Origin of the sequence: Massilia rhizosphaerae, from assembly GCF_016093545.1 — a bacterium.
Classification (GTDB): domain Bacteria; phylum Pseudomonadota; class Gammaproteobacteria; order Burkholderiales; family Burkholderiaceae_D; genus Telluria; species Telluria rhizosphaerae.
Genome location: NZ_JADKYX010000021.1, coordinates 41827 through 63844, shown reverse-complemented (window position 1 = coordinate 63844; position 22018 = coordinate 41827). Strand labels below are relative to the sequence as shown.

Sequence of the window (22018 nt, the reverse complement as noted above, 5' to 3'; positions counted from 1 at the left end):
CATACATTTCGACCAACTTGCCGGCATCCCGTCTCACGACCCATGCTCCGTCCCGCCATCGTCCGTCCCGTCCCGGTCGTCGTCTTCGTCCTGGCCGGCCTGCTCGCCGCCGGCGCCGCCCGCGCCGACGCCCCGGCCTACAACTTCTCGCCGGTGAACCTGTACAACCTGCAGGTCTCGGCCGGCTTCTGGAATCCGATCATCCGCTACGTGTCGGAAAAAAGCGGCGTGCGGCTGAACCTCAAACTGGGGCGCACGTCGGCCGACACGACGAGCTATGTGCTCATGCGCGAAGTCGACTTCGCGTTCACGAACCACTTGTTCAGTCCCGAGCGCGCGAGGATGGGCTGGACCGTGTTCGGCCGCCGCGCGGCGGCGCCCGTGCAGTCGCAAATCGTCGTGCCGGCCGACTCGCCCATCCGGCGCATCGAGGACCTGGCCGGCGCCGCCGTCGCCTTTCCCGGCCCGGAAGCGCCGCTCGGCTACAAGATCGCGTACACGCAGTTGTACCAGCGGAACATCCCCGTCAACGTCGTCTTCACCGGCAACACGGATGCCGCCTTCACCCAGCTGTTCGCCGGCGCGGTCAAGGCCGCGGGCGCCAGTTCCGCGCTCGTGGCGAGCTACCACGGCCGCGAAGGCAAGTCGTTCCGCGTGCTGTGGAGTTCCACGCCGTTCAACGACCAGGCGCTGATGGCGTCGCCGCGGGTGCCGCCCGCGCAGGTGCGCGCCGTCGCCCAGGCTTTCTTCGGCATGGACAAGGATCCGGAAGGCCGCCGCATCCTCGCCGACGCGGCGCAGCTCGTGCACGTGCCGGCGCCGCTCGCGTTCATCCCCGCCACCGAGGCCGACTTCGCCGCCTACCGCACGTTCTACGCGAACGCGCCGGCAACCGTCCGATGACGCCGCGCCAGCCACGCCGCGCGCGCCTGCTGCCGCGCTCGCTCGCCGGGCGCGTGTTCACCGTGTTCGGCCTCACCTTGCTGCTGTCGATGGGCACCGGCCTGGGCCTGTTCTACCGCTACCAGTTCCTGCAGCACATCGAGGAGACGCAGGACACCGCGCTCACGCTCGTCGAGGTGGCCACGCAGACGATCGAGGACAGCGTCGTCATCGGCGACTACGACACGGTCAAGCGCACGCTCGGCAAGATGCTGTTCCAGTCGCCGTTCAAGCGCGCCGAGTTCATCGACATGGCCGGCGGCACCATCCGCGTCGACGCGCCGCGCGTGACGCGCGCCCTCGCGCCCGCATGGCTGACGGCCCTCATCGCCGACAAGCTGTACGACGTCAACCGCATCGCCACCGTGGGCGGCAAGGACTACGGCGTCGTGCGCCTGAAGTTCGACGAAGGCAAGCTGGCGGCCCAGTTGTGGAGCCTCGTGCTGGACTCGGCCGGCGTGGCGCTCGTCGTGTTCGTCGCCAGCCTGGCGCTCATGCGCACGCTCGTGCGCAGCTGGCTCGACAACCTGGGGCGGCTGCGCTCGTTCGAGCACGACGCGGCGGCGGGCCGCGTGACGGACGAAGCGGCGCTGCTGGCCGACGCGCCGACGGAGATCCAGGAAGCGATCCGCGCCGTCAACCGCGGCGCCGCCAGCCTGCGCGACCAGTTCGGCCAGCGCATCGAATCGCTGATGAACTCCCTCATGCAGCACAAGAGCGCGATGGACCAGGCCGCGATCGTGTGCGAAGCCGACGCCGCCGGCATCATCAACGGCGTCAACGACCTGTTCGTGACGAGCAGCGGCTTCACCCGGCCCGAAGTCGTGGGCCAGGCCCTGGCCGACGTCGGCCGGCCAGCCGGCGCGCGCCTGCCGTGGCGCCCGTCGGACCGCGTCTGGAACGGCGAGGTCGTCATCTCCGGCCGCCATGGCCGGCGCCACTGGTATCGCACCATCGTGCCGATGTTCGACGCGGCGAACAAGATCGAGCGCTACATCTGCATCGACATCGACATCACGGAGCGCAAGGAATTCGAGCGCACGATCGTCGAGAACGCCCAGCGCCAGACCCTGATCGCGGAACTCGGGCGCAAGGCGCTGGCCGCGAACGGCCTCGAAGAGCTGTTCCTGGACGCGGCCGACGCCGCCGCGCGCGCCTTGCGGGCGCCCTGCGCCGCGCTGTTCGAGGCGACGGCGAACGGCATGGTGGTGCGGGCCGGCGCCGGCTGGCTGGGACCGGCCGCCGGCCTGCAGCTGGGCGGCGTGCCGGGCGCGCCGCTCGCCGCGGGCGAACCGGCCGCGCGGCGCGCGTGGTTCGCGCCGCTGGCCGCCGCGCACAATCTCGCGACGGGCATCGACACCGCGATCGTGTGCGGCGAGCGCACGTTCGGCGTGCTCGGCGTATATGCCGACGACGCGCGCCGCTTCGGCAGCGACGACGCCAACTTCCTGCACGGCGTCGCGAACATCGTGGCCACGGCCGTCGAACGCCACGAGGCGCGCAACCGCCTGACCTGGCTGGCCCAGTACGACCCGCTGACGAATTTGCCGAACCGGCGCCGCTTCGCCGCCTGCCTCGAGGAAGCCATCGCCCAGGCCGCGCGCGACACGGAGGGCAAGCGCGGCCGCGTGGCCGTCATGTTCATCGACCTGGACCGCTTCAAGAACGTCAACGACATGCTGGGCCACGGCGTCGGCGACCAGCTGCTCGTGCAGGCCGCCAAGCGCCTGTCGGCCTGCGCCCGCGCCGCCGACGTGGTGGCGCGGCTGGGCGGCGACGAATTCGCGTTCGTGCTGCCCGCGCTGGCGAACGACGGCGACGTGGCCGCCATCGCCGCGCGCGTCGTCGAGGTGCTGGCGCAGCCGTTCTACCTCGCGGGCCAGCCCCTGTTCGTGTCGGCCAGCGTGGGCATCGCCACGTACCCCGAAAACGGCCGCGACGCGGAAAGCCTGCTCAAGAACGCCGACACGGCCATGTACGGCGCCAAGAACGGCGGCCGCAACAACTACCAGTTCTACCTCGCCGAGATGCACGAGAACGCGACCCAGCGCCTGCAGACCGAGGCCCAGCTGCGCCAGGCGCTGGAGCGCGGCGAATTCCTGCTGCACTACCAGCCCAAGCTCGACCTGGCCACGGGCGAGATCAGCGGCTTCGAAGCGCTGCTGCGCTGGAACCATCCGCAGCGCGGCCTCGTGCCGCCGCTCGAATTCATTGCGATCCTGGAAGACACGGGCCTGATCCTGCCCGTCGGCGAATGGGCGATCGGCGAGGCGTGCCGCCAGATCCAGGCGTGGCAGGCGCAGGGCATGGCGGTGCCGCCGGTGGCGATCAACCTGTCCGCGCGCCAGCTGCAGCAGGCCGACCTGGCCGGCGCCGTCGAACGCATCGTCGGCGCCGCCGGCGTCGACCCCGCGCTGCTGGAATTCGAACTCACCGAGTCGATGCTGATGACGAACCCGGAAGCGGCCGTCGAGATCCTCACGCGCATCAAGGCCCTCGGCATGCGCCTGTCGGTGGACGATTTCGGCACGGGCTATTCGAGCCTGGCCTACCTGAAGCGCTTCCCGCTGGACGCGCTCAAGATCGACCGCACGTTCGTGCGCGACTTGCCGGACGATCCGGACGACGCGACCATCACCAAGGCCGTGATCCGCCTCGCGCACAGCCTGAGCCTCAAGGTCGTGGCGGAAGGCGTGGAGAACGTGGCGCAGTTGCGCGAACTGGAACAATACGACTGCGACGAGATCCAGGGGTATTACGTCAGCCGTCCGCTGCCGGCCTCCGGCTGTGCCGCGCTGCTGGCCCGTACCGCCGCCGCGGCGTGAACGCGCGCCGGGCAAGCTTGCCCCGCTTCGGCTAAGCCCCTATCCCAGTAGGGTGGGCACCCCTGTGCCCACCAAACGCAAGCCGGTCCGCGAACGCATGGTAGGCACGTGATTGATGCCCCCGGCATCAATCACCCCACCCTACCCGTTTACGCCTACTGGAATACGCTCTAAGATAGCGGGATGCCAGAGAATCCAATCCAGGTGGCGCGCCGTGTCGACGCCATCGAACCCTTCCGCGTGATGGAAATGGTCAAGGCCGCGGCGAGCATGACGCGCGCGGGCCTGGACGTCATCAGCATGAGCGTCGGCGAGCCCGACTTCACCGCGCCCGACATCGTCGCCCGCGCCGCCGTCGACGCCATCCAGCGCGGCGCCACGCAGTACACGGAATCGCTGGGCCTCCCGGCGCTGCGCGAAGCCATCTCGGCCCACTATGCCCGCGCCTACGGCCTTGCCATCGCCCCGCAGCGCATCGTCGTGACGGCCGGCGCGTCGGCCGGCCTGCTGCTGGCCTGCGCGGCGCTCGTGGCCGAGGGCGACGAGGTCCTGATGCCCGACCCCAGCTACCCGTGCAACCGCCACTTCGTCAGCGCGTTCGGCGGCCGGGCCGTCCTCGTGCCGTCCGGTCCCGACGAGCGCTACCAGCTGACGGCGGCCCAGGTGGCCGAGCGCTGGACGGCGCGCACGCGCGGCGTGATCGTCGCCTCGCCGTCCAACCCGACCGGCACCTCGATGACGCCGGACCAGACCGAGGGTCTCGTCGCGGCCGTGCGCGCGCGCGGCGGCTTTGCCATCGTCGACGAGATCTACCAGGGCCTGTACTACGGCGCGACCGAGGACGAGCGCGCGACGAGCGCCCTGTCCTTCGGCGCCGACGTCATCACCGTCAACAGCTTCTCCAAGTATTTCAGCATGACGGGCTGGCGCCTGGGCTGGCTCGTGCTGCCGGAGTCGCTCGTGCCGGCCGTCGAAAAGCTGGCGCAGAACCTGTTCATCTGCGCGCCCGCCATCGCCCAGCACGCGGCGCTGGCCGCGTTCCACGAGGACGCGATCGGCGTCTTCGAAGAGCGCCGCCACGAATTCCGGCGCCGCCGCGACTTCCTCGTGCCCGCGCTGCGCGACCTCGGCTTCGCGGTGCCCGTGCTGCCGGACGGCGCGTTCTACGTGTACGCCGACATCGCGCAGGTCGCCCACCGCGACGCCCACGACAGCAGCACGTTCGCCATGGCCGTGCTGCGCGACGCCCACGTCGCGATCGTGCCGGGCGACGATTTCGGCGTCGCCGCGCCGCAGCGGCATGTGCGCTTTTCCTACGCGACGAAATACGAGCGGATCGAACAGGCGGTCGACCGCCTGGCGCGCCTGCTCAGGCGCTGACGACGCCGGCGGCGGCCGGCGGCGCGGTGGCGACGACGGCCAGCAGCGCGGCCGCGCCCACCGGTTTGACGAGATAGCGGTCGAAGCCGGCCGCGAGCCCGCGCGCGGCGTCGTCCGGCTGGCCGTAGCCCGTCAGCGCGATGGCATACGGCCGCGCGCCTTCCTGCTGCGCGCGCAGCGCCTGCATCAGCGCGAAGCCGTCGAGTTCCGGCAGGCCGATGTCGCACACGATCACGTCCCAGCGCGTGCCGAGCGCCAGCGCCAGTCCTTCGCGGCCGTCGCGCGCGCACTCCACGTCATGGCCTTCCGCCGCCAGGATGTCGGCCAGGGTGGCGCAGGCGTCCGCGTTGTCTTCCACGAGCAGGATGCGGCGTCGCGGCACGATCTGCGCTTGCGGCGACTGGACGGGCCCGGCCGGCAGCCCGGTCGCGCGCGGCAGGCGCACCGTGAAGCGGCTGCCGCGGCCGGGGCCGTCGCTGTGCGCTTCCACCGTCCCCCGGTGCATGCCGACGAGGTTGCGCACGACGCTCAAGCCCACGCCGAGGCCGCCCTCCGAGCGCGCCAGCGAGCGCGGGCCCTGCGTGAACAGGTCGAAGATGTACGGCAGCACGTCGGGCGCGATGCCCGTGCCGTTGTCGGCGATCGTGACCACGACGGCGTCGGGTCCGGCCTGCGCGGCCAGCCGCAGGCGTCCGCCGTCGCCCGTGTACTTGGAGGCGTTGCCGAGCAAATTCGTGAACACCTGGGCGAGGCGCACCTTGTCCCCGTCCACGGCCACGCCCGCGGGCGGCAGCTCGACGTCGAGCGACTGGCCGCGCTCCGCGATGCGCGGCTGCACGGTCTCGACGGCGTGGCGCAACACGTCGGCCAGGGCCAGCGCTTCGACATCCAGCTTGATCTTGCCGCTGCTGATGCGGGCCGCGTCGAGCAGGTCGTCGAGCAGGCGCGCCATGTGGTCGACCTGGCGCCCGATCACGCGCGCCAGCTTGAGCTGCTGCGGCGCCGCGTCGGCGTCGCGTTCCAGCAGCGACGCAGCCATCGCCAGCGGCGACAGGGGATTGCGCAGCTCGTGCGCCAGCATCGCGAGGAATTCGTTCTGGCGGCGATTGGCCGCCTCGGCATCCTCGCGCTGGTATTCCGCGTTGAAGGTGGCGAGGACGAGATGTTCGTTCGCTTCGCGCAGCTGGGCCAGCGCCGCTTCCAGCGCCAGCCGTTCCTCGGCCTGGCGCCGCGCCAGCAGCTGCGCCGCCGCCAGCTCGGCCTCCAGCGCATGGACGCGGCGCAGGAGGAAGGCGCCGGACGGCGATTCGTCCGTCCCGTCGGGCACGAATACTTCGAGGGAACGCTGTTCGGAGGCGGGCGGCTCTTGGCGGTACGTTCCCATCGTCGTCCTTTATTTGTGCGGCTCGCGCCGCGTGGGGTAGCCGGACATCAGGTCGTCGAGGGTCGTCACGTGCGGCGCGACCTCGATGCCCGCATCGGTGATGCGGTATTCGCGCAGCTCGTTGCTGTGGCTCGCGCCCCGCACCTTGATGACGGTCATGAACTTGCAGACGTGTCCTTCCACCTCCGCGAAGCGCATCGTCAGCACGGCGTCGGCCAGGAAGCACAGGTTGTCGATGGAGAAGCGCCAGTTCGGCTGGTTGTCCTCGTAGCCGACCGTGACGAGGGCCGTCACGCCGCGCCGCGCCAGCATCTGCAAGGTGCGGAACACGGACAGCCGCAAGTCGTAGCGGAACTCCGGCGCCAGGTACAGGCCGATCTCGGACAGCGAGTCGATCACGACGCGCGTCGCGCCCGTGCGCTCGATCGCGTCCGTCAACTGGTCGAGCAATTCCTCGACCGTGAGCGACAGCGACAGCGATTCCAGCACGGTCACCTGGCCGCTCTGCACGAGCTTGACGAGTTCAGTGTTGTGCAGGCGCGCCGTGTGCTTTTCGAAGAACAGGGCGACGCCCTTCTCGCCCTGGGCGGCGCCGGCCTGCAGGAAGCGCGTGCCGAGGATGGTCTTGCCGACGCCGGTGGGGCCCGACACGAGCATCGTGTGGCCCTGCGGCAGGCCGCCGTGCAGCAGCGTATCCAGGCCGGCCACGCCGGACGGGACGCGGCGCACCTCGCAGGCGACGGTCCGGTAGGCTTCCGGCAGGGGCGTCAGCAGGCGCGGGTAGACGCGGATGCCGTCGTCCGTGATGCGCAGCAGGTGCGCGCCGGCCAGGTGAGCCTGCCCGCGCATCTTGATGATGCGGATCTTGCGCACCACCGAATCCTGGTCGAGATCGTGCGACAGCGCGATCATGCCGTCGGCGACCGTGATGATCGGGTTGGCTTCGACGTCGGCCTGCGTGTATTCGCCGATCAGGAACGTGGTGGCCTGCCACGTGGCCATGCGCGAACCGAGTTCCTGGATGAAGTGCTGCAGGTCCCACAGGCCTTCGTTGCCGCTGCGCGCCGTCTGCACGACGGAGCGGAACGAGTCGACGAACACGAGGCTGGGCCCGAAGTCCTCGACTTCGCGCATGATGCGTTCCAGCACGCCGCCGAAATCGCCCGCGCGCAGGTCGTCGGCCAGGTTGACGTAGCGGACCGACGTCCCCACCTTCTCCATGTCGAAGAACGAGAACTGCTGCTGGTAGCGCAGCATTTTCAGCGGCGGCTCGCCCAGCACGGTGAAGAACAGGGCGCGCCGCTGCGGGCTCGCGAGCGCGAACATGATCTGGTGGGCGAGCGTCGTCTTGCCGCTGCCGGGCGCGCCGGCGATGAGCGTGAACGAAAACTCGGTCAGGCCGCCGCCGAGAAGCACGTCGAGCCCTGGCACGCCTGTGCACAATTTCTCCAGGGTTACTTTTCCGCTCATTGCTTGTGCTCCTCTCGATTCTTCTGCGGCGTGCCGTCCGCCCCGGTGTCGGCCAGCAGCCGTGTCGTCAAGGCCGGGCCGATGAGGGTCCCCAGCTGCCGCACGAAAATGCCCATCAATTCTTCGTGTGCCGCGGCGGCCTCGTGCGGGTCGGCCCCCGCCAGCTCCTGCTCGAGCGCGGCCAGCAACTGGGCGCTCGTCCTGCGCGTGGCGTCGACGCTGAGCCACGTCCGCGGCGGCGACAGCAGGCGTGCCGAACGGCCGAACAGCGCGACGAAGCCGCCCTCGCCGATCAGCGGCACCAGCTGCCGGCCCAGGCGCGACCAGGGCCGGATGAGCGCCTCGACATGGCCGGGATGCGCGATGTCGGCCTTCCTGGCGGACGTCGTGCCGGCATCCGGCGGCGCTCTGTAATCGTCTTTATCCATGCAGGGGTTGTGTCGGGGTTGTCGTGCCATGCGGCGTGGCCTCGGCTGGCACGTCCGTCCGGTGATTATAACGTGATGGAAGGTTAAATTTCTTTAAAATTGTGTCAATACGGACAACACGCGGCGTTAGGGAGTACCATCGCGGCCTTGAACCACTCATGAGCCGCCGCGATGTCCGTTTCCCTGTTCCGTACCTGCCGCGCGCGCTGTGCCGCCGCGTTCCTGCTGGGCGCCGCGAGCGCGGCCGCCCTCGCCCAATCCGCGCCGCCCGTGGCCGAGGCGCCGCTGCGCGCCCACCTGTCCTTCCTCGCCGACGACCTGCTCGAAGGCCGCGGCACGGGCCAGCGCGGCGGCGAACTCACCGTGCGCTACCTCGAGACGCAGGCCGCCGTGCTCGGCCTGCGGCCGCTGGCCGGCGGCGGCTACCGCCAGAAGGTCGAACTGGTCGGCGAGAAGACCCTGCCCGAAAGCCGCCTGGCCTTCACGGCCGGCGGCAGGACGCTGCCCGCGACGTTCGGCCAGGACGTCGTGTACGCCAACGCCAACGGCGCGGCCGTCACGCACGTCGCGGCGCCGCTCGTCTTCGTCGGCTACGGCATCGACGCGCCGGACGAACGCTGGAACGATTTCCTGGGGACCGACGTGAAGGGCAAGGTGCTCGTTGCGATGGTGAACGATCCGCAGCCCACGAGCGCGGAGCCAGACCGCTTCGGCGGCAAGTCGCTCACGTGGTACGGCCGCTGGATATACAAGTTCGAGGAAGCCGTGCGCCAGGGCGCGGCCGGCATCCTGCTGATCCACACGACGGCATCGGCCTCGTATCCGTGGAGCGTGCCGATGAACTCCTTCTCGCACGAGCAGTTCCACCTGGCCGGCAAAGGCAACGCGCTGCAGGGCTGGATCAGCGAAGACATGGCGCGCACCTTGTTCGCGGCCAGCGGGCACGATCTCGACAAGCTGCGCGCCGCGGCCGAGGTGCGCGGCTTCAGGCCGGTGCCGCTCGATGCCGCCGTCACCGCCGACGTGCAGAGCCTCGTGCGCACCATCGCCGAATACAATGTGGCGGGCATCGTGCCCGGCACCGACCCGAAGCTGCGCGACGAGGCCGTGATCTATTCCGCACACTGGGACCACCTGGGCATCGCCCCGGACAACGGCAAGCCTGACCACATCTGGAACGGCGCCGTCGACAACGGCTCCGGCACCGCCGCCCTGCTCGCGATGGCGCAGGCGGCCGTCAAGCATCCGGCCAGGCGCACACAGATCTTCCTGTGGCCGTGCGCGGAAGAGCAAGGCCTGCTGGGCAGCCTCGCCTACGTGAACCATCCCCTGTGGCCGCTGGCGAAAACGGCCGCGGACCTGAACCTGGACAGCATGAACTTCGTCGGCCGCACGCGCGACATCGGGGTGGCCGGCGCCGAGCGCAGCTCGCTGTACGCGACGTCGCAACAGGTCGCGCGGGCGATGGGCCTGCATCTCGCGGCGCCCGTGCCGGACCTGGGCGGCGCCTACTTCCGCGCCGACCACTTCAGCTTCGCGAAGGCCGGCGTCCCCGCGTTCAACGTGGGGTCGGCCGTGTTCTCGGGCGACGGCGAGTTCGAGTTCGAGCACGACCAGGCGGCGCAAGCCGCGAAGATGCGCGCCTTCACCCGCGACTACCACCAGGTCAGCGACCAGTACGATCCGGCCTGGGACCTGTCCGGCATGGTGCAGCAGGCGCAGTTCACCTTGAACCTGGGCTATGCGGTCGCGAACGCGCCCGCGTTGCCGACCTGGCGCGCGGGCGAGGCGTACGGCAAGGTCAAGCGCTGAGCAAGACTGGCGGCGGCCGGGTCGGCCGGGTAATATCGTGGGCGAGGCCACACCCTGCCTCGCTCCGACACCTCGACCACAGGCCCCCCATGAAGCAGACCACGCTTGCCGCCGCCCTTGCCCTCGCCCTCGCCCTGTCGATCCCGTTCGCGCCCCCGGCCTGCGCCGCTTCCGCGCCCGCCGCCGCCAGGGCGGCGAACCAGGCCGACAAGCGGTTCCAGGCCATCTACCGGGCCGAGTGGCAATGGCGCATCAAGCAGCGGCTCGCGTGGGACGAGGACGAACCGCGCGGCGTGCAGGACGCGCTGCCGAAGGTCGACGCGCGCACGCAGGCCGCGCGCCGTGCGATGTGGGAAGGCGTGCTGCGCCGGCTGGACGGCATCCGCGCGGCCGACCTGTCGCCGCCGGAACGCATCGACTATGCCGTGTACCGCGCGCAGATCGCCGCCCTGGTCGAAGCGCAGCGCTTCCGCGACTACGAGCAGCCCGTCAACGCTGACAGCGCGTTCTGGTCCGACATCATGTACGTCGCGCGCAAGCCCCTGAAGAACGCGGACGAATACCGCGCCTACCTGGCGCAACTCGGCGACCTGCCCCGCTACTTCGGCGAAGAACTGGACAATATGCGGGCCGGCCTCGCGCGCGGCTTCACGCCGCCGCAAGTCACGCTGGCGGGCCGCGACGCGCCGCTGGTGAACATCGCCGGCGCGAAACATGCCGAAGACACGGTGTGGTACACGCCGTTCAAGACGATGCCGGCGACGATTCCCGAGGACGAGCAGGCGCGCCTGCGCGCGCAGGGCGTCGCGCTGATCGAGCGCGCCGTGCAGCCGGCGTACGCGCAGGCGCTGCGGTTCTTCCGCGACGAGTACGTCCCGAAAGCGCGCACGACCCTGGCGGCGGAGAGCCTGCCGGACGGGAAGGCGTATTACCAGTCGAAGATCGTCGAGTACACGACGACCGACATGACGGCGCAGCAGATCCACCAGGTCGGCCTCGCCGAAATGGCCAAGATCCGCGCCGAGATGCAGCAAACGATGGTGAAGGCCGGCTTCAAGGGCGACCTGCCCGCCTTCCTCCACTTCCTGCGCACCGACCCGCAGTTCTATGCGAAGACGCCGGACGAACTGTTGATGCGGGCCGCGTGGATCGCCAAGAAGTTCGACGGCAAGGCCGACCAGTACTTCGGCTACCTGCCGCGCCGCCGCTTCGCCATCCAGCCCGTGCCGGCGGACCAGGCGCCCTATTACACGTCGGCGCGCGGCGGTCCGGGCATCTATCTCGTCAACACCTACGACCTGCCGGCGCGCGCGCTGTACAGCCTTCCCGCGCTGACCCTGCACGAATCGGCGCCGGGCCACGCGTTCCAGATGCCGGTCGCGCTGGAACAGCACGACGTGCCGCCGTTCCGCCGCGCCTACATCTCGGCGTACGGCGAAGGCTGGGCGCTGTACTGCGAACGCCTGGGCAGCGAGATGGGGATCTACGAGACGCCGTACGAGACGTTCGGCATGCTGAGCTACCAGGCCTGGCGCGCCGCCCGCCTCGTCGTCGACACGGGCATCCACGCAATGGGCTGGACACGGGAACAGGCGCAGGCCTATTTGCACGACAACACGGCGCTGTCCGACCACGAGATCGAGACGGAGGTCGACCGCTACATCTCCTGGCCCGGACAGGCGCTGTCGTACTACCTGGGGGAGATGGCGATCGTCGAGTCACGCCGCAAGGCCGAGGCGGCGCTCGGCGAGAAATTCGACATCCGCGCCTTCCACGACACGGTGCTGCAGCTGGGGTCCGTACCGTTGCCGGTCCTGAAGGCGCGGATCGACACGTTCATCGCGGACGGCGGCAAGTCGCCGTATCGCGCCGAAAAATGACACATCGAACCGTAGGGTGGGCGGCCCTCCGCCCACCATTCAACGCGTGACGATCAAAACAATTTGACTTTCAACTGTACCGAAATCCCGCCGTACAACCGATCCTTGTACGACGGGATCACCCCCACATTGACCCCCACGCGCTCGTACTCGACCGTGAACGTGGGCACCACGGCCGGGAACCAGCCGCGGTCGCGCATCTTCGGATAGCCGTCGAATGCCGCGATGGCCGCGCCCAGGCGCACGGGGCCCAGCGCATAGGGCTGCCACAGCACGCCCGCATAGTTGGAGTAGAAGCGGTCGCTGTTGACGAAGCGCCCGGCCGCCGCCGCCATCGTGCCCGAGAAACGGTATTCGAACCCGATGCCGCGGTTGCCGCCGTTGAGGTTCTTGTCGCGGTCGAAGTGCCAGGTGGCGAAGCCGCTGTCGAGCCACAACTCGCTCTTCGGCGCGGCGTCGATCTTCGTGAACAGGTCGTCGGCGTGCGCGCACGCGCCCGCGAGGGCCAGCGCGCACGCGGCGATGAGATGAGCGGGCTTCAATCGTCGGCCTTCGGATCGAGATTCGGGAACATCACGTCGGTGAAGCCGAAGCGGGAAAAATCGCGGATGCGCATCGGGTACAGGATGCCCAGCAGATGATCGACCTCGTGCTGCACGACGCGCGCATGGAAACCGTCGACGTCGCGGCGGATCGGTTGGCCGTACTGGTCGACGCCCTCGTAACGCAGGCGGGTGTAGCGCGGCACGCTGCCGCGCAGGCCCGGCACGGACAGGCAGCCCTCGAAGCCCTCTTCCATCTCGTCCGACAAGGGCGTCAGGACGGGATTGATCAGCACCGTTTCCGGCACGGCGGGCGCGTCCGGGTAGCGCTGGTTGTTGCCGAAGCCGAAGATCACGAGCTGCAGGTTGACGCCGATCTGCGGGGCGGCCAGGCCGGCGCCGCTGACGGCGCGCATCGTCTCGAACATGTCGGCAACGAGCGCGTGCAGCGCGGGCGTGTCGAAGTCGCGCACGGGTTCGGCCACGCGCAGCAGGCGCGGGTCGCCCATTTTGAGGATGTCGCGGATCGTCATTTTGGGAGGTCGGCGCACAGCTGCGCGAGGAATTCGCGATAGCCTTCCGCCGTTTCCGGGTGCTTCATGCCGATGGCCGCCGTGGCCTTCAGGTAGCCCAGTTTCGAGCCGCAGTCGTAGCGGGTGCCGGCGTAGCGGTAGGCCAGCACGCGTTCGCGCGACATCAGCGCGGCGATGCCGTCGGTCAGCTGGATCTCGCCGCCCGCGCCCGTGCCCAGGTTTTCCAGGTGCTCGAAAATGGCGCCCGACAGCACGTACCGGCCCACGACGGCCAACGTGGACGGGGCGTCCTCGGGCTTCGGTTTCTCGATGATGCCGGAGACGAGCTCAAGGTCCGGACGGTAGGCGCGCGCGCTGACGATGCCGTACTGGCGCGTGTTCGCGCGCGGCACGTCCTGCACGGCCAGCACGCTGCACTTCTCGTACGAATACAGGTCGGTCATCTGCGCCAGCACGGGCTTGTGGCCGTCCGCGGTGTCCATGAAGTCGTCGGCCAGCAGCACGGCGAACGGCTCGTTGCCGATCACGGGACGGGCGCACAGCACGGCATGGCCCAGGCCCAGCGCGGCCGGCTGGCGGATGTAGATGCAGTTGACGTTCTTCGGGATCACCTGCTGCACCAGCTTCAGCAACTCGTTCTTTCCGGCCGCTTCCAGTTCCGACTCCAGCTCGTAGGCCTTGTCGAAATGGTCTTCGATCGCGCGCTTGTTGCGGCCCGTGATGAACACGAGTTCCGTGATGCCGGCGGCGACCGCCTCCTCGACCGCGTACTGGATCAGCGGCTTGTCGACGATGGGCAGCATTTCCTTCGGCTGCGCCTTGGTGGCCGGCAGGAAGCGGCTGCCGAGGCCCGCGACCGGGAATACGGCTTTCTTGATTGCGGTCATTCTGACTCCGTTGTTGATTGCGTTGAATTCTGTGCGCCGCTCAATAGCGCGAGCAGTCCGGCCTCGTCCAGCACCGTGACGCCGAGCGCCTCGGCCTTTTCGAGCTTGCTGCCCGCCTCCGCGCCGGCGACGACGTACGACGTCTTCTTCGAGACGGAACCGGACACCTTGCCGCCCGCCTGTTCGATCAGGGCGCCCGCCGCGTCGCGCGACATCGTCGGCAACGTCCCCGTCAGCACGAACGTCTTGCCGGTCAGCGGTCCCGCGGCGTCGGCGGCGTCCTGCGGCAGCAGGTCGAGCAGTTCGCGCCGCAGCGCGGCCAGTGCGGACACTTGCGCGCGGTGGCCCGGTTCGGCCATCCATTGTTCCAGCGCGGCCGCGACGGTGTCCGGCAGGCCGAACACGGTAAAGATCTTCAGGTGCGCGAGATCGTCCAGCGTGCGGCCGTCGGCCAACAGCTGGCGTGCGCGCGGCTCCGTCAGTTTCGGGATGCCCAGCGCGGCCAGCAGCCCCACGTCGTCGAGTTTCTCGCGCAGTTGAAAGCGCGGCGCATGCTCGCCCTGCGGCGCGACGCCGGCCGCCAGCAGCGCGTCGAGCGCCTGCTGGTTCTTCTCTTCCGCGAAGAAGTCGGCGATGGCTTCGGCCACCGTGCCGCCGATGTCGGGCAGCACGCGCAGCAGCGCGGCCGGCGCACGGCGCACCAGCGCCAGGGTGCCGAGCCAGTCGGCCAGCGTCTTCGCCGTCGACTCGCCCACGTGGCGGATGCCCAGCGCGAACAGCAGGCGTTCCAGCGGCGGATGCTTGCTCGCGGCGATGGCGACCAGCAGGTTGTCGGCCCACTTCGTCGCGACCTTGCCCTGCTTGACCGTTTCCGGCGTCGTGCCGTCGCGCTCGTCGGCCAGGCGCTTCATCGTGAGCAGGTCGTCCAGCGTGAGGCGGTACAGGTCCGCCACGCCGTGGATCAGGTCGCACTCGACGAGGCTGTCGATGTAGCGGTCGCCGAGGCCCTCGATGTCCATCATGCGCCGGCCCGCGAAGTGGCGGATCGCTTCCTTGCGCTGCGCGGCGCACGTCAGCCCGCCGGAGCAGCGCGCGACCGCCTCGCCTTCCTCGCGCACGACGTGCGAGCCGCACACGGGGCAGGTCTTCGGCAGTTCGTACACGGGCGGCGCCGGCGTCGGGCGGCGTTCCAGCACGACCGACAGCACTTCGGGAATCACGTCGCCGGCGCGGCGCACGACGACCGTGTCGCCCACGCGCACGTCCTTGCGGCGCACCTCGTCCTCGTTGTGCAGGGTGGCGTTGGTGACGGTGACGCCGCCGACCGACACCGGCACGAGGCGCGCCACCGGCGTGATCGCGCCCGTGCGGCCCACCTGCACGTCGATGGCGGACACCGTCGTCAGCGCTTCCTCGGCCGGGAATTTATGGGCGAGCGCGAAACGCGGCGCGCGCGACACGAAGCCCAGCTCGCGCTGGTCCGCGAGGCGGTCGACCTTGTAGACGACGCCGTCGATCTCGTACGGCAGCGACTTGCGGCGCGCGCCGATGTCGCGGAAATAACCCAGCATGCCTTCGCACCCGGTCACCACCGCGCGTTCCTTCGACACGGGCAGTCCCAGCTTGTCCAGCCAGTCCAGCGCGGCCGAATGCGATGCGGGCAGCGGCGCGCCTTCGAGCAGGCCGATGCCGTAGGCGAAGAAGCGCAGCCGGCGCTGCGCCGTGATGCGCGCGTCCAGCTGGCGCAGGCTGCCCGCGGCGGCGTTGCGCGGATTCGCGAATTCCTTCTGGCCGGCGTCGCGCTGGCGCTGGTTCAGGCGGTCGAAATCGTCCTTGAACATCAGGACTTCGCCGCGCACTTCCAGCACGTCCGGCACCTCGTCCCCAATCAGGCGCAGCGGAATCACGCGCACCGTGCGGATGTTGGCCGTGACGTCCTCGCCCGTGTAACCGTCGCCGCGCGTGGCGGCCTGCACGAACACGCCGTTTTCGTAACGCAGGCTGATGGCCAGGCCGTCGAATTTCAGCTCGGCCGCGTAGGCCACGTGCGCGTGGCCCAGGCCTTCGCGCACGCGGCGGTCGAAGTTGTCGATGTCTTCGTCGGCGAAGCCGTTGTTCAGCGACAGCATCGGCACGGCGTGCGTGACCTGCTTGAATTCGGGGATCGGCGCCGCGCCCACGCGCGACGTCGGCGAATCCACCGACACGGCCTGCGGGTGTTTCGTTTCGAGGTCCTGCAGTTCGCGGAACAACCTGTCGTACTCGGCGTCCGGGATCGTCGGCGCGTCCAGCACGTGGTAGTTGTAGATGTGGTGATTCAGCTCCTTGACCAGCCACGCCATCCGTTCGAGCGCATTGTCCGAATCGCTCATCGCCGCCTCAGCTGAACAGGCGCAGCGCGCGCGTGGAACCCGCCGCGATGTCGGCCGCGTCCATCTCCTGGTAGAACTCGCGCACCTGGCCCGCGATCTCTTCCAGCGCCGCATCCGTCAGCGGCTGGTCGAAGTCGTCGACGATGGTAGCAATCAGGCGCTGCACGAGATCCTTGGCACAGGCGACCATCTTGCCGAAGCCGTCGCGCGCGGGCGCCACGCACGGCACGTCCAGCAGCAGGGTCAGGCGCGAGGTCGTGTCCGCGCCCAGGGTGACGTTGGTCGACAGCGTGAACAGCGTGCCGCTTCCCTCTTCCTTGTCCGACATGACGAACTTGCCGTCCGGGCGCACGTCGAAGCCCGCGTTTTCCAGCGCGCCGATGAGGGTCGCCATCGCCCACGGCGCGCCCTTCGACGCGAGGTTCACGCCCAGCTGGGCGTCGTGGCCGGCGACGAAGCGGTGCAGCGTCTTCGCCTCGCTCATCACCTCGATCATGTCCGGCACTTCCGGCTCGGCGCCAATCTCGTCGGCGACGGCGCGCAGGCGCGTGACCATCTCCGAATACTCGATTTCATTGAGCGCGGTGGTGCGCGTGGCCAGCTGGACGCCGGCCTGCAGCTTCGTGTACACGCCGCCGCGCACGATCGGCTCCCAGTCGCCGTTCACGGCCAGGCCCACGAAGTGCACGGGCTTGTTGCCGACGCGGCGCAGCTTCAGCAGCGCGGGCAGGATGCGGTCGCCGCGCAGCGGGCCTTCCGTATTCAGCGGGATCAGGCAGTCGATCAGCGGGTCGACGAGGTTTTCCGCCAGTTGCGCGGGCGGGGTGTCCGGCTTGACGGCCGGCAGCTCGGCGGCCGGGTCCAGCGCGGCCGCAGCCGCCGGCACCGGCGCGGCGGCGGGCGCCGGGCCCGGCGCGGCATGCTGCAGCGGTTCGGCCTGGATGGTCGGTTCGATCAGCACGTCGTGGTCGGGGGCATCGTCCAGCACGGGCTCCTGGCGCGCCGCGTCCGGCGCGAACGGGCGCTCGGGCGCCGCGCCGCCTTTCATCAGGACGTCGTCGTGATCGTGCGCGAACGCGCGCTCGACGCTCTTGCGCGCCTTGTACTCCTGCCACTTGTTGTAACTGATGACGCCGACGACGAAAACGCCGCCGGCCGCGATCAGGCTCATTTGTAAGTCTGTCATGCTGCTTGTGCCTCAGTAGCGAAATTCGCGGCGGACTCCATGTCCACCGCCACGATGCGCGACACGCCCTGCTCCTGCATCGTCACACCGATCAGTTGGTTGGCCATCTCCATCGCAATCTTGTTGTGCGAGATGAAGAGGAATTGGGTATGGTCCGACATGCGCTTGACCATGCGGCAGAAGCGCTCGGTGTTCGCGTCGTCCAGCGGCGCGTCGACCTCGTCGAGGAGGCAGAACGGCGCCGGGTTCAGGCGGAACATCGAGAACACGAGCGCCGTCGCCGTCAGCGCCTTCTCGCCGCCGGACAGCAAATGGATCGTCGCGTTCTTCTTGCCGGGCGGCTGCGCCATCACCTGCACGCCGGCGTCGAGGATTTCCTCGCCCGTCATCACGAGCTTCGCCGTGCCGCCGCCGAACAGGATCGGGAACAGTTCCGAGAAGTTGGCGTTGACGCGGTCGAACGTGTCCTGCAGCAGGTCGCGCGATTCGCGGTCGATGCGGGCGATCGCGCCTTCCAGCGTGGCGATCGCCTCCTGCAGATCGTTGTTCTGCGCGTCGAGGAAGCGTTTTCTCTCCGTCGCCTGCGCCAGTTCCTCGACGGCGGCCAGGTTGACGGCGCCCAGCGCCGCGATGGCGTTCGTCAGGCGCGTCACCTCGCCCTGCAGGTAGGACGGTTTCATGTCCGGGTCCAGCTTGTCCGCCAGCACGGCCTCGTCGGCGCCCGTGGCGGACAGCGCTTCCGCGAACTGTTCCTGGTTCAGGCGCGCGGCCTGTTCCTTCAGCTGCATCTCGGTGATGCGCTCGCGCTGCGGCTGCAGGCCCCGCTCCGCCTGCATGCGCGCTTCCTCGGCCGCGCGCAGTTGCTGGGTGAGCTGGTCCAGTTCGTGGCGGGCGTCGGCCAGGGCCTTTTCCTGCTCGGTGCGGCGGGCCAGCAAGGCTTGCAGGCCCTCGGCCGCGGCGCCGGATTCCAGCGCTTCCAGTTCCAGCTTGCCGGCCGCGATGCTCTCCAGGACCTGGGCCGCCTGCTGGTGGGCGGTCGCGATCGTGCGGCGCAATTCCTCGATGCGCGTGCGCTGCGTCTTTTCCGCGAACACGGCTTCCTGCGCCGCGCGCTCGAGGTCGCGCAGGCGCTGGCGCGCCTCGGCCAGCACGCGCTCCTGTTCCTGGAACTCGACCTGGCCATCCTCGTGCGCGCCCTGCAGCTCCGCCAGTTCCATGTCCAGCTCCTCGAACTGCGCTTCCGCTTCCGCCTTGGCCTGGCGCTGCTCCGCTTCCTGCGCGGCGATCTCGTCGAGGTCCGCCGCGATCTGGCCGCTGCGCTGGCTGAAACGGGCCTCGACTTCGGCCTGCTTGACGACGTCGATCTGCAGCGCATGCACTTCACGCTGCAAGGTCGCGACCTTTTGCCGGCCATCCTGCAGGCGGCGCTGCAGGTCGGCGACCGCGCCGTCCGCGCGCGTGGCGCGGGTGCGGGCCTCGTCCAGCAGCAGCGCCTGCGCACGCAGCTGCTTGGCCGTATTGTCGATCTCGTGCTGGCGCGCGAGCACGCCGTCCTGCTCCGCGTCGGCCGCGTAGAAGCGCACGCTGCTGCTGGCGACGATGTGCCCCTGCGGCGTGACGAAGCAGCCGCCCTGCGGCAGTTTCGAACGCTGGGCGAGCGCCGTGCCCGGATCGTCGGCCGCGTAGACGCCGAACAGCCAGTCGTCCAGCAGGCCGCGCAGGCCCGGGTCGTTCAGTTTGAGCAGGCTCGCGAACGGTTTCAGGCCGTGATGATCCGGCGCGCCGGCGCTGCCCGGCGCCGGCGAGTACAGCGCGAGCCGGGCCGGCGGCGCATCGCCGAAGAAGCCGCGCGCCCAATCGAGGTTCGACACCTCCAGCGCGCCGGTGCGCTCGCGCAGCACGGATTCCAGCGCCGTCTCCCAGCCCGCCTCGATGTCGAGCTTCTGCCACAGGCGCGGCAGCGTATCGAGTTCGTGCTTCTGCAGCCAGGGCTGGACCTTGCCCTGCGTCTGCACGCGTTCCTGCAGCTGGCGCAGCGCGCTCAAGCGCGCTTCCAGCTTGGCGTTCGACGCGGCCTCCTGCTGGACCTGGGCATGCGCGTCGCGCCGCTCGTGCTCGACGGCTTCCTGGCGGCTCGCCGCCTCTTCCAGCATCAGGTTCTGTTCTTCCAGCGCCAGCTGCTTTTCCTCGAGCTGCAGGCGCAGGTTGTCCAGGTGACCGGCGTCCGGCAAGTCGAGTCCGCCGCGCTCCTGCTGCAGGCGCTCGCGCCGCGTGGCGAGATTCGCGAGGATGTTCGACGCGTTGCGCTGGTGCGCGGACGACAGCTCGATGCGCTGCTGGATCTGCATGATGCGCGCGCGCGATTCGGTCGACTTGTTCTGCGCCTCGCGCCACGCCGCTTCCAGGTCCGGCAGGCGTTCGTTGTGCGCCTCCGCCGCGATCTGCGCGCCTTCCACGCGCGCGGCCAGTTCCTCCAGCTGGAATTCCGCTTCCTCGATCTGTTCCTGCGTCTCGTTCGCCTGGTTCAGCCATTGCTCGCGCTGGGCGGTCAAGGTACCGATCTGGTTCTGCAGCCGCGTGCGCGACTCGACGACGAACTTGATCTGCGCCTCCAGGCTGCCGATCTCGGAATTGGTCTGGTACAGCGCGCCCTGGGCCGCGTGCAGGCGGTCGCCCGTTTCGTAGTGGGCCTGGCGCATGCGCTCCAGGTCGAGCTCCAGGCTGCGCATCTGCGCGTTCTGCGACTCGAGCGCGGTCTGCGCCTGCTCCATCTCGAGGAACCAGCGCGCCTGCTCGGCCTTGGCCTCGTTGCGGCGCAGGAGCCACAGCAGCTTCTGCTTTTCTTCCTGGTCCGCCTGCAGCTGGTGGAAGCGGTTGGCGACGGCAGCCTGCGCTTCCAGCTTTTCCAGGTTGGCGTTCAATTCGCGCAGGATGTCCTCGACGCGCAGCAGGTTTTCGCGCGTGTCCGACAGCCGGTTTTCCGTCTCGCGGCGGCGTTCCTTGTACTTGGAGACGCCCGCCGCTTCCTCGAGGAACACGCGCAGCTCTTCCGGACGCGATTCGATGATGCGCGAGATCATGCCCTGGCCGATGATGGCGTAGGCGCGCGGCCCCAGGCCCGTGCCGAGGAAGATGTCCTGGATGTCGCGCCGGCGCACCGGCTGGCCGTTGATGAAATAGGTCGACGTGCCGTCGCGGGTGAGCGTGCGCTTGACGGCGATCTCGGCGTACTGGCTCCACTGCCCGGCCGCCTTGCCGGCGCTGTTGTCGAACACTAGTTCGACGGACGCCCGGCCGGCCGGCTTGCGGTTGGTGGAGCCGTTGAAGATCACGTCCTGCATCGACTCGCCGCGCAGCTCGGACGCTTTCGATTCGCCCAGCACCCACCGTACGGCATCGATGATGTTCGATTTGCCGCATCCGTTCGGGCCGACCACGCCGACCAGTTGCCCCGGCACCTGGAAATTGGTGGGATCGACGAAAGACTTAAATCCCGACAATTTGATGGAGGATAGACGCACGTTCGCTTACGGACCAGGGGAAGACGATAAAGGCTGCATCATACCATCTGTGCCTTGCTTTTCGGCCAAGATTTGGCCCGCGTGCGCGGCATCAGGTGCACAGGACGGCAAAGCGCACACGGGACGGCTCGCAAGGCGGTACGTACGGCCCCTGCGCGGGCTGCCAGTCGTTGCGCAAGTACACGCGGTCGCGCCCGGACAGCGTCAGCGCGGCGGCCGTCAGCCACTGGTGGGCATACACGGGATCGGCGCGCGGCAGCAGGATCGTCGCGGCAAGCAAGCCCAGCAGCAACGGCCGCGGCGAACAGTCCCGCGCGGCCCGGGCGCGCGCGAGGAACAGCGCGGCCGCGCCCAGCCCGAGCAGGCAGCCGGACACGGCTTCGCTGGGGGAATGGGCGCCGATCTGGATGCGGGCCAGGGCGACCGCGACCGCCAGCAGGCTGCCCGCCGCGACGGCCGCCATGCGCACACCCCGCGGCTGGCGCTCGACCAGCAGGAACAGGGCGACCGGAAACACGGCGGCTGCGCGGGCCGCGTGGCCGGAAAAGCCGGTGAACGACAGCGTGCGGATGCCGACGCCCCAGCCGATGAACGCCATCTGGCTCGCGGCCGCCACGAGCATGGCGCCGCCGAACACGAGGCACCAGACGAGCGCGAGCCGCCAGCAGCGGCCGCCCGCGAGCCAGGCCGTCACGCCGACGGCGAGCAGCGCCGTGACGTTGAGTCCGCCCAGCGCCGAGAGATGGGACCACCAGAGCATGATGCGAGGGAATGTGGGTGGGTTGCGACGGCTCGACTATACCCCGCGAACCCGCTTGATACCAACACCCGGTGCCCACCAAATGCATGCGTCACG

Annotated in this window: 15 protein-coding genes; 5 read left to right on the top strand and 10 right to left on the bottom strand. The window is 69.4% G+C overall.

All coding sequences use genetic code 11. The features are described from left to right. Nucleotides 1–42 precede the first annotated feature (42 nt). From ISF28_RS24775 to ISF28_RS24765, 3 genes are all read left to right on the top strand, one after another. Entirely contained in the window at nucleotides 43–903 is an 861-nt protein-coding gene (locus tag ISF28_RS24775; RefSeq protein WP_198119844.1) for a phosphate/phosphite/phosphonate ABC transporter substrate-binding protein, read from the top strand. Further along, on the top strand, nucleotides 900–3767 hold the full coding sequence (locus ISF28_RS24770) for an EAL domain-containing protein (RefSeq protein ID WP_198119843.1): 2868 nt from the start codon (nucleotides 900–902) through the stop codon (nucleotides 3765–3767). The genes ISF28_RS24775 and ISF28_RS24770 overlap by 4 nt, the downstream gene beginning before the upstream one ends. Before the next feature lie 183 nt (nucleotides 3768–3950). Continuing rightward, on the top strand, nucleotides 3951–5147 hold the full coding sequence (locus ISF28_RS24765) for a pyridoxal phosphate-dependent aminotransferase (protein ID WP_198119842.1): 1197 nt from the start codon (nucleotides 3951–3953) through the stop codon (nucleotides 5145–5147). Here the strand turns inward: ISF28_RS24765 and ISF28_RS24760 are convergent. From ISF28_RS24760 to ISF28_RS24750, 3 genes are read right to left on the bottom strand one after another with little or no spacing between them, the layout of a single operon-like run. Next, entirely contained in the window at nucleotides 5137–6531 is a 1395-nt protein-coding gene (locus ISF28_RS24760) for a hybrid sensor histidine kinase/response regulator (RefSeq protein ID WP_198119841.1), read from the bottom strand. The two genes, ISF28_RS24765 and ISF28_RS24760, sit on opposite strands and share 11 nt — an antisense overlap. A gap of 9 nt (nucleotides 6532–6540) precedes the next feature. Then, complete coding sequence (locus ISF28_RS24755) at nucleotides 6541–8001, bottom strand: ATPase domain-containing protein (RefSeq protein WP_198119840.1); 1461 nt, start codon at nucleotides 7999–8001, stop codon at nucleotides 6541–6543. Beyond that, nucleotides 7998–8429, bottom strand: a complete 432-nt coding sequence (locus tag ISF28_RS24750) for a hypothetical protein (RefSeq protein WP_198119839.1) — start codon at nucleotides 8427–8429, stop codon at nucleotides 7998–8000. The genes ISF28_RS24755 and ISF28_RS24750 overlap by 4 nt, the downstream gene beginning before the upstream one ends. 171 nt (nucleotides 8430–8600) lie before the next feature. Between ISF28_RS24750 and ISF28_RS24745 the strand changes: the two genes are divergently transcribed. Beyond that, nucleotides 8601–10241 carry a M28 family peptidase gene (locus ISF28_RS24745; protein ID WP_198119838.1) on the top strand — a complete coding sequence of 547 codons (1641 nt, stop codon included), beginning with the start codon at nucleotides 8601–8603 and terminating at the stop codon, nucleotides 10239–10241. 89 nt (nucleotides 10242–10330) lie between these two features. Continuing rightward, a complete protein-coding gene (locus ISF28_RS24740) occupies nucleotides 10331–12121 on the top strand; it encodes a DUF885 domain-containing protein (protein ID WP_198119837.1) in 1791 nt (596 codons plus the stop codon). A gap of 53 nt (nucleotides 12122–12174) precedes the next feature. Here the strand turns inward: ISF28_RS24740 and ISF28_RS24735 are convergent, their stop codons facing one another. The 7 genes from ISF28_RS24735 to ISF28_RS24705 all read right to left on the bottom strand — a co-directional run bounded on the left by ISF28_RS24735 (nucleotide 12175) and on the right by ISF28_RS24705 (nucleotide 21922). After that, on the bottom strand, nucleotides 12175–12663 hold the full coding sequence (locus ISF28_RS24735; RefSeq protein WP_229519362.1) for a hypothetical protein: 489 nt from the start codon (nucleotides 12661–12663) through the stop codon (nucleotides 12175–12177). Then, entirely contained in the window at nucleotides 12660–13196 is a 537-nt protein-coding gene (def, locus tag ISF28_RS24730) for a peptide deformylase (RefSeq protein WP_198119836.1), read from the bottom strand. The genes ISF28_RS24735 and def overlap by 4 nt, the downstream gene beginning before the upstream one ends. Beyond that, nucleotides 13193–14083 (bottom strand): UTP--glucose-1-phosphate uridylyltransferase GalU, encoded by an 891-nt coding sequence (galU, locus tag ISF28_RS24725; protein WP_198119835.1) that lies wholly within the window; start codon nucleotides 14081–14083, stop codon nucleotides 13193–13195. Before galU ends, def begins: the two co-directional genes overlap by 4 nt. Continuing rightward, nucleotides 14080–16455 carry an NAD-dependent DNA ligase LigA gene (gene ligA, locus ISF28_RS24720; protein ID WP_198119834.1) on the bottom strand — a complete coding sequence of 792 codons (2376 nt, stop codon included), beginning with the start codon at nucleotides 16453–16455 and terminating at the stop codon, nucleotides 14080–14082. Before ligA ends, galU begins: the two co-directional genes overlap by 4 nt. A gap of 7 nt (nucleotides 16456–16462) precedes the next feature. Then, nucleotides 16463–17641, bottom strand: a complete 1179-nt coding sequence (locus ISF28_RS24715) for a cell division protein ZipA C-terminal FtsZ-binding domain-containing protein (RefSeq protein ID WP_198119833.1) — start codon at nucleotides 17639–17641, stop codon at nucleotides 16463–16465. Beyond that, entirely contained in the window at nucleotides 17638–21162 is a 3525-nt protein-coding gene (gene smc / locus ISF28_RS24710) for a chromosome segregation protein SMC (RefSeq protein WP_198119832.1), read from the bottom strand. The genes ISF28_RS24715 and smc overlap by 4 nt, the downstream gene beginning before the upstream one ends. Nucleotides 21163–21253: 91 nt before the next feature. After that, nucleotides 21254–21922, bottom strand: coding sequence for a phosphatase PAP2 family protein (locus ISF28_RS24705; protein ID WP_198119831.1), 669 nt, complete (start codon nucleotides 21920–21922; stop codon nucleotides 21254–21256). Nucleotides 21923–22018: the final 96 nt, after the last annotated feature.

Bases quoted from the DNA above. Each gene is read 5' to 3' on its own strand.
- ISF28_RS24775 (WP_198119844.1), top strand. From the start codon at position 43: ATGCTCCGTCCCGCCATCGTCCGTCCCGTCCCGGTCGTCGTCTTCGTC.
- ISF28_RS24770 (WP_198119843.1), top strand. From the start codon at position 900: ATGACGCCGCGCCAGCCACGCCGCGCGCGCCTGCTGCCGCGCTCGCTC.
- ISF28_RS24765 (WP_198119842.1), top strand. From the start codon at position 3,951: ATGCCAGAGAATCCAATCCAGGTGGCGCGCCGTGTCGACGCCATCGAA.
- ISF28_RS24760 (WP_198119841.1), bottom strand. From the start codon at position 6,531: ATGGGAACGTACCGCCAAGAGCCGCCCGCCTCCGAACAGCGTTCCCTC.
- ISF28_RS24755 (WP_198119840.1), bottom strand. From the start codon at position 8,001: ATGAGCGGAAAAGTAACCCTGGAGAAATTGTGCACAGGCGTGCCAGGG.
- ISF28_RS24750 (WP_198119839.1), bottom strand. From the start codon at position 8,429: ATGGATAAAGACGATTACAGAGCGCCGCCGGATGCCGGCACGACGTCC.
- ISF28_RS24745 (WP_198119838.1), top strand. From the start codon at position 8,601: ATGTCCGTTTCCCTGTTCCGTACCTGCCGCGCGCGCTGTGCCGCCGCG.
- ISF28_RS24740 (WP_198119837.1), top strand. From the start codon at position 10,331: ATGAAGCAGACCACGCTTGCCGCCGCCCTTGCCCTCGCCCTCGCCCTG.
- def (WP_198119836.1), bottom strand. From the start codon at position 13,196: ATGACGATCCGCGACATCCTCAAAATGGGCGACCCGCGCCTGCTGCGC.
- galU (WP_198119835.1), bottom strand. From the start codon at position 14,083: ATGACCGCAATCAAGAAAGCCGTATTCCCGGTCGCGGGCCTCGGCAGC.
- ligA (WP_198119834.1), bottom strand. From the start codon at position 16,455: ATGAGCGATTCGGACAATGCGCTCGAACGGATGGCGTGGCTGGTCAAG.
- ISF28_RS24715 (WP_198119833.1), bottom strand. From the start codon at position 17,641: ATGACAGACTTACAAATGAGCCTGATCGCGGCCGGCGGCGTTTTCGTC.
- ISF28_RS24705 (WP_198119831.1), bottom strand. From the start codon at position 21,922: ATGCTCTGGTGGTCCCATCTCTCGGCGCTGGGCGGACTCAACGTCACG.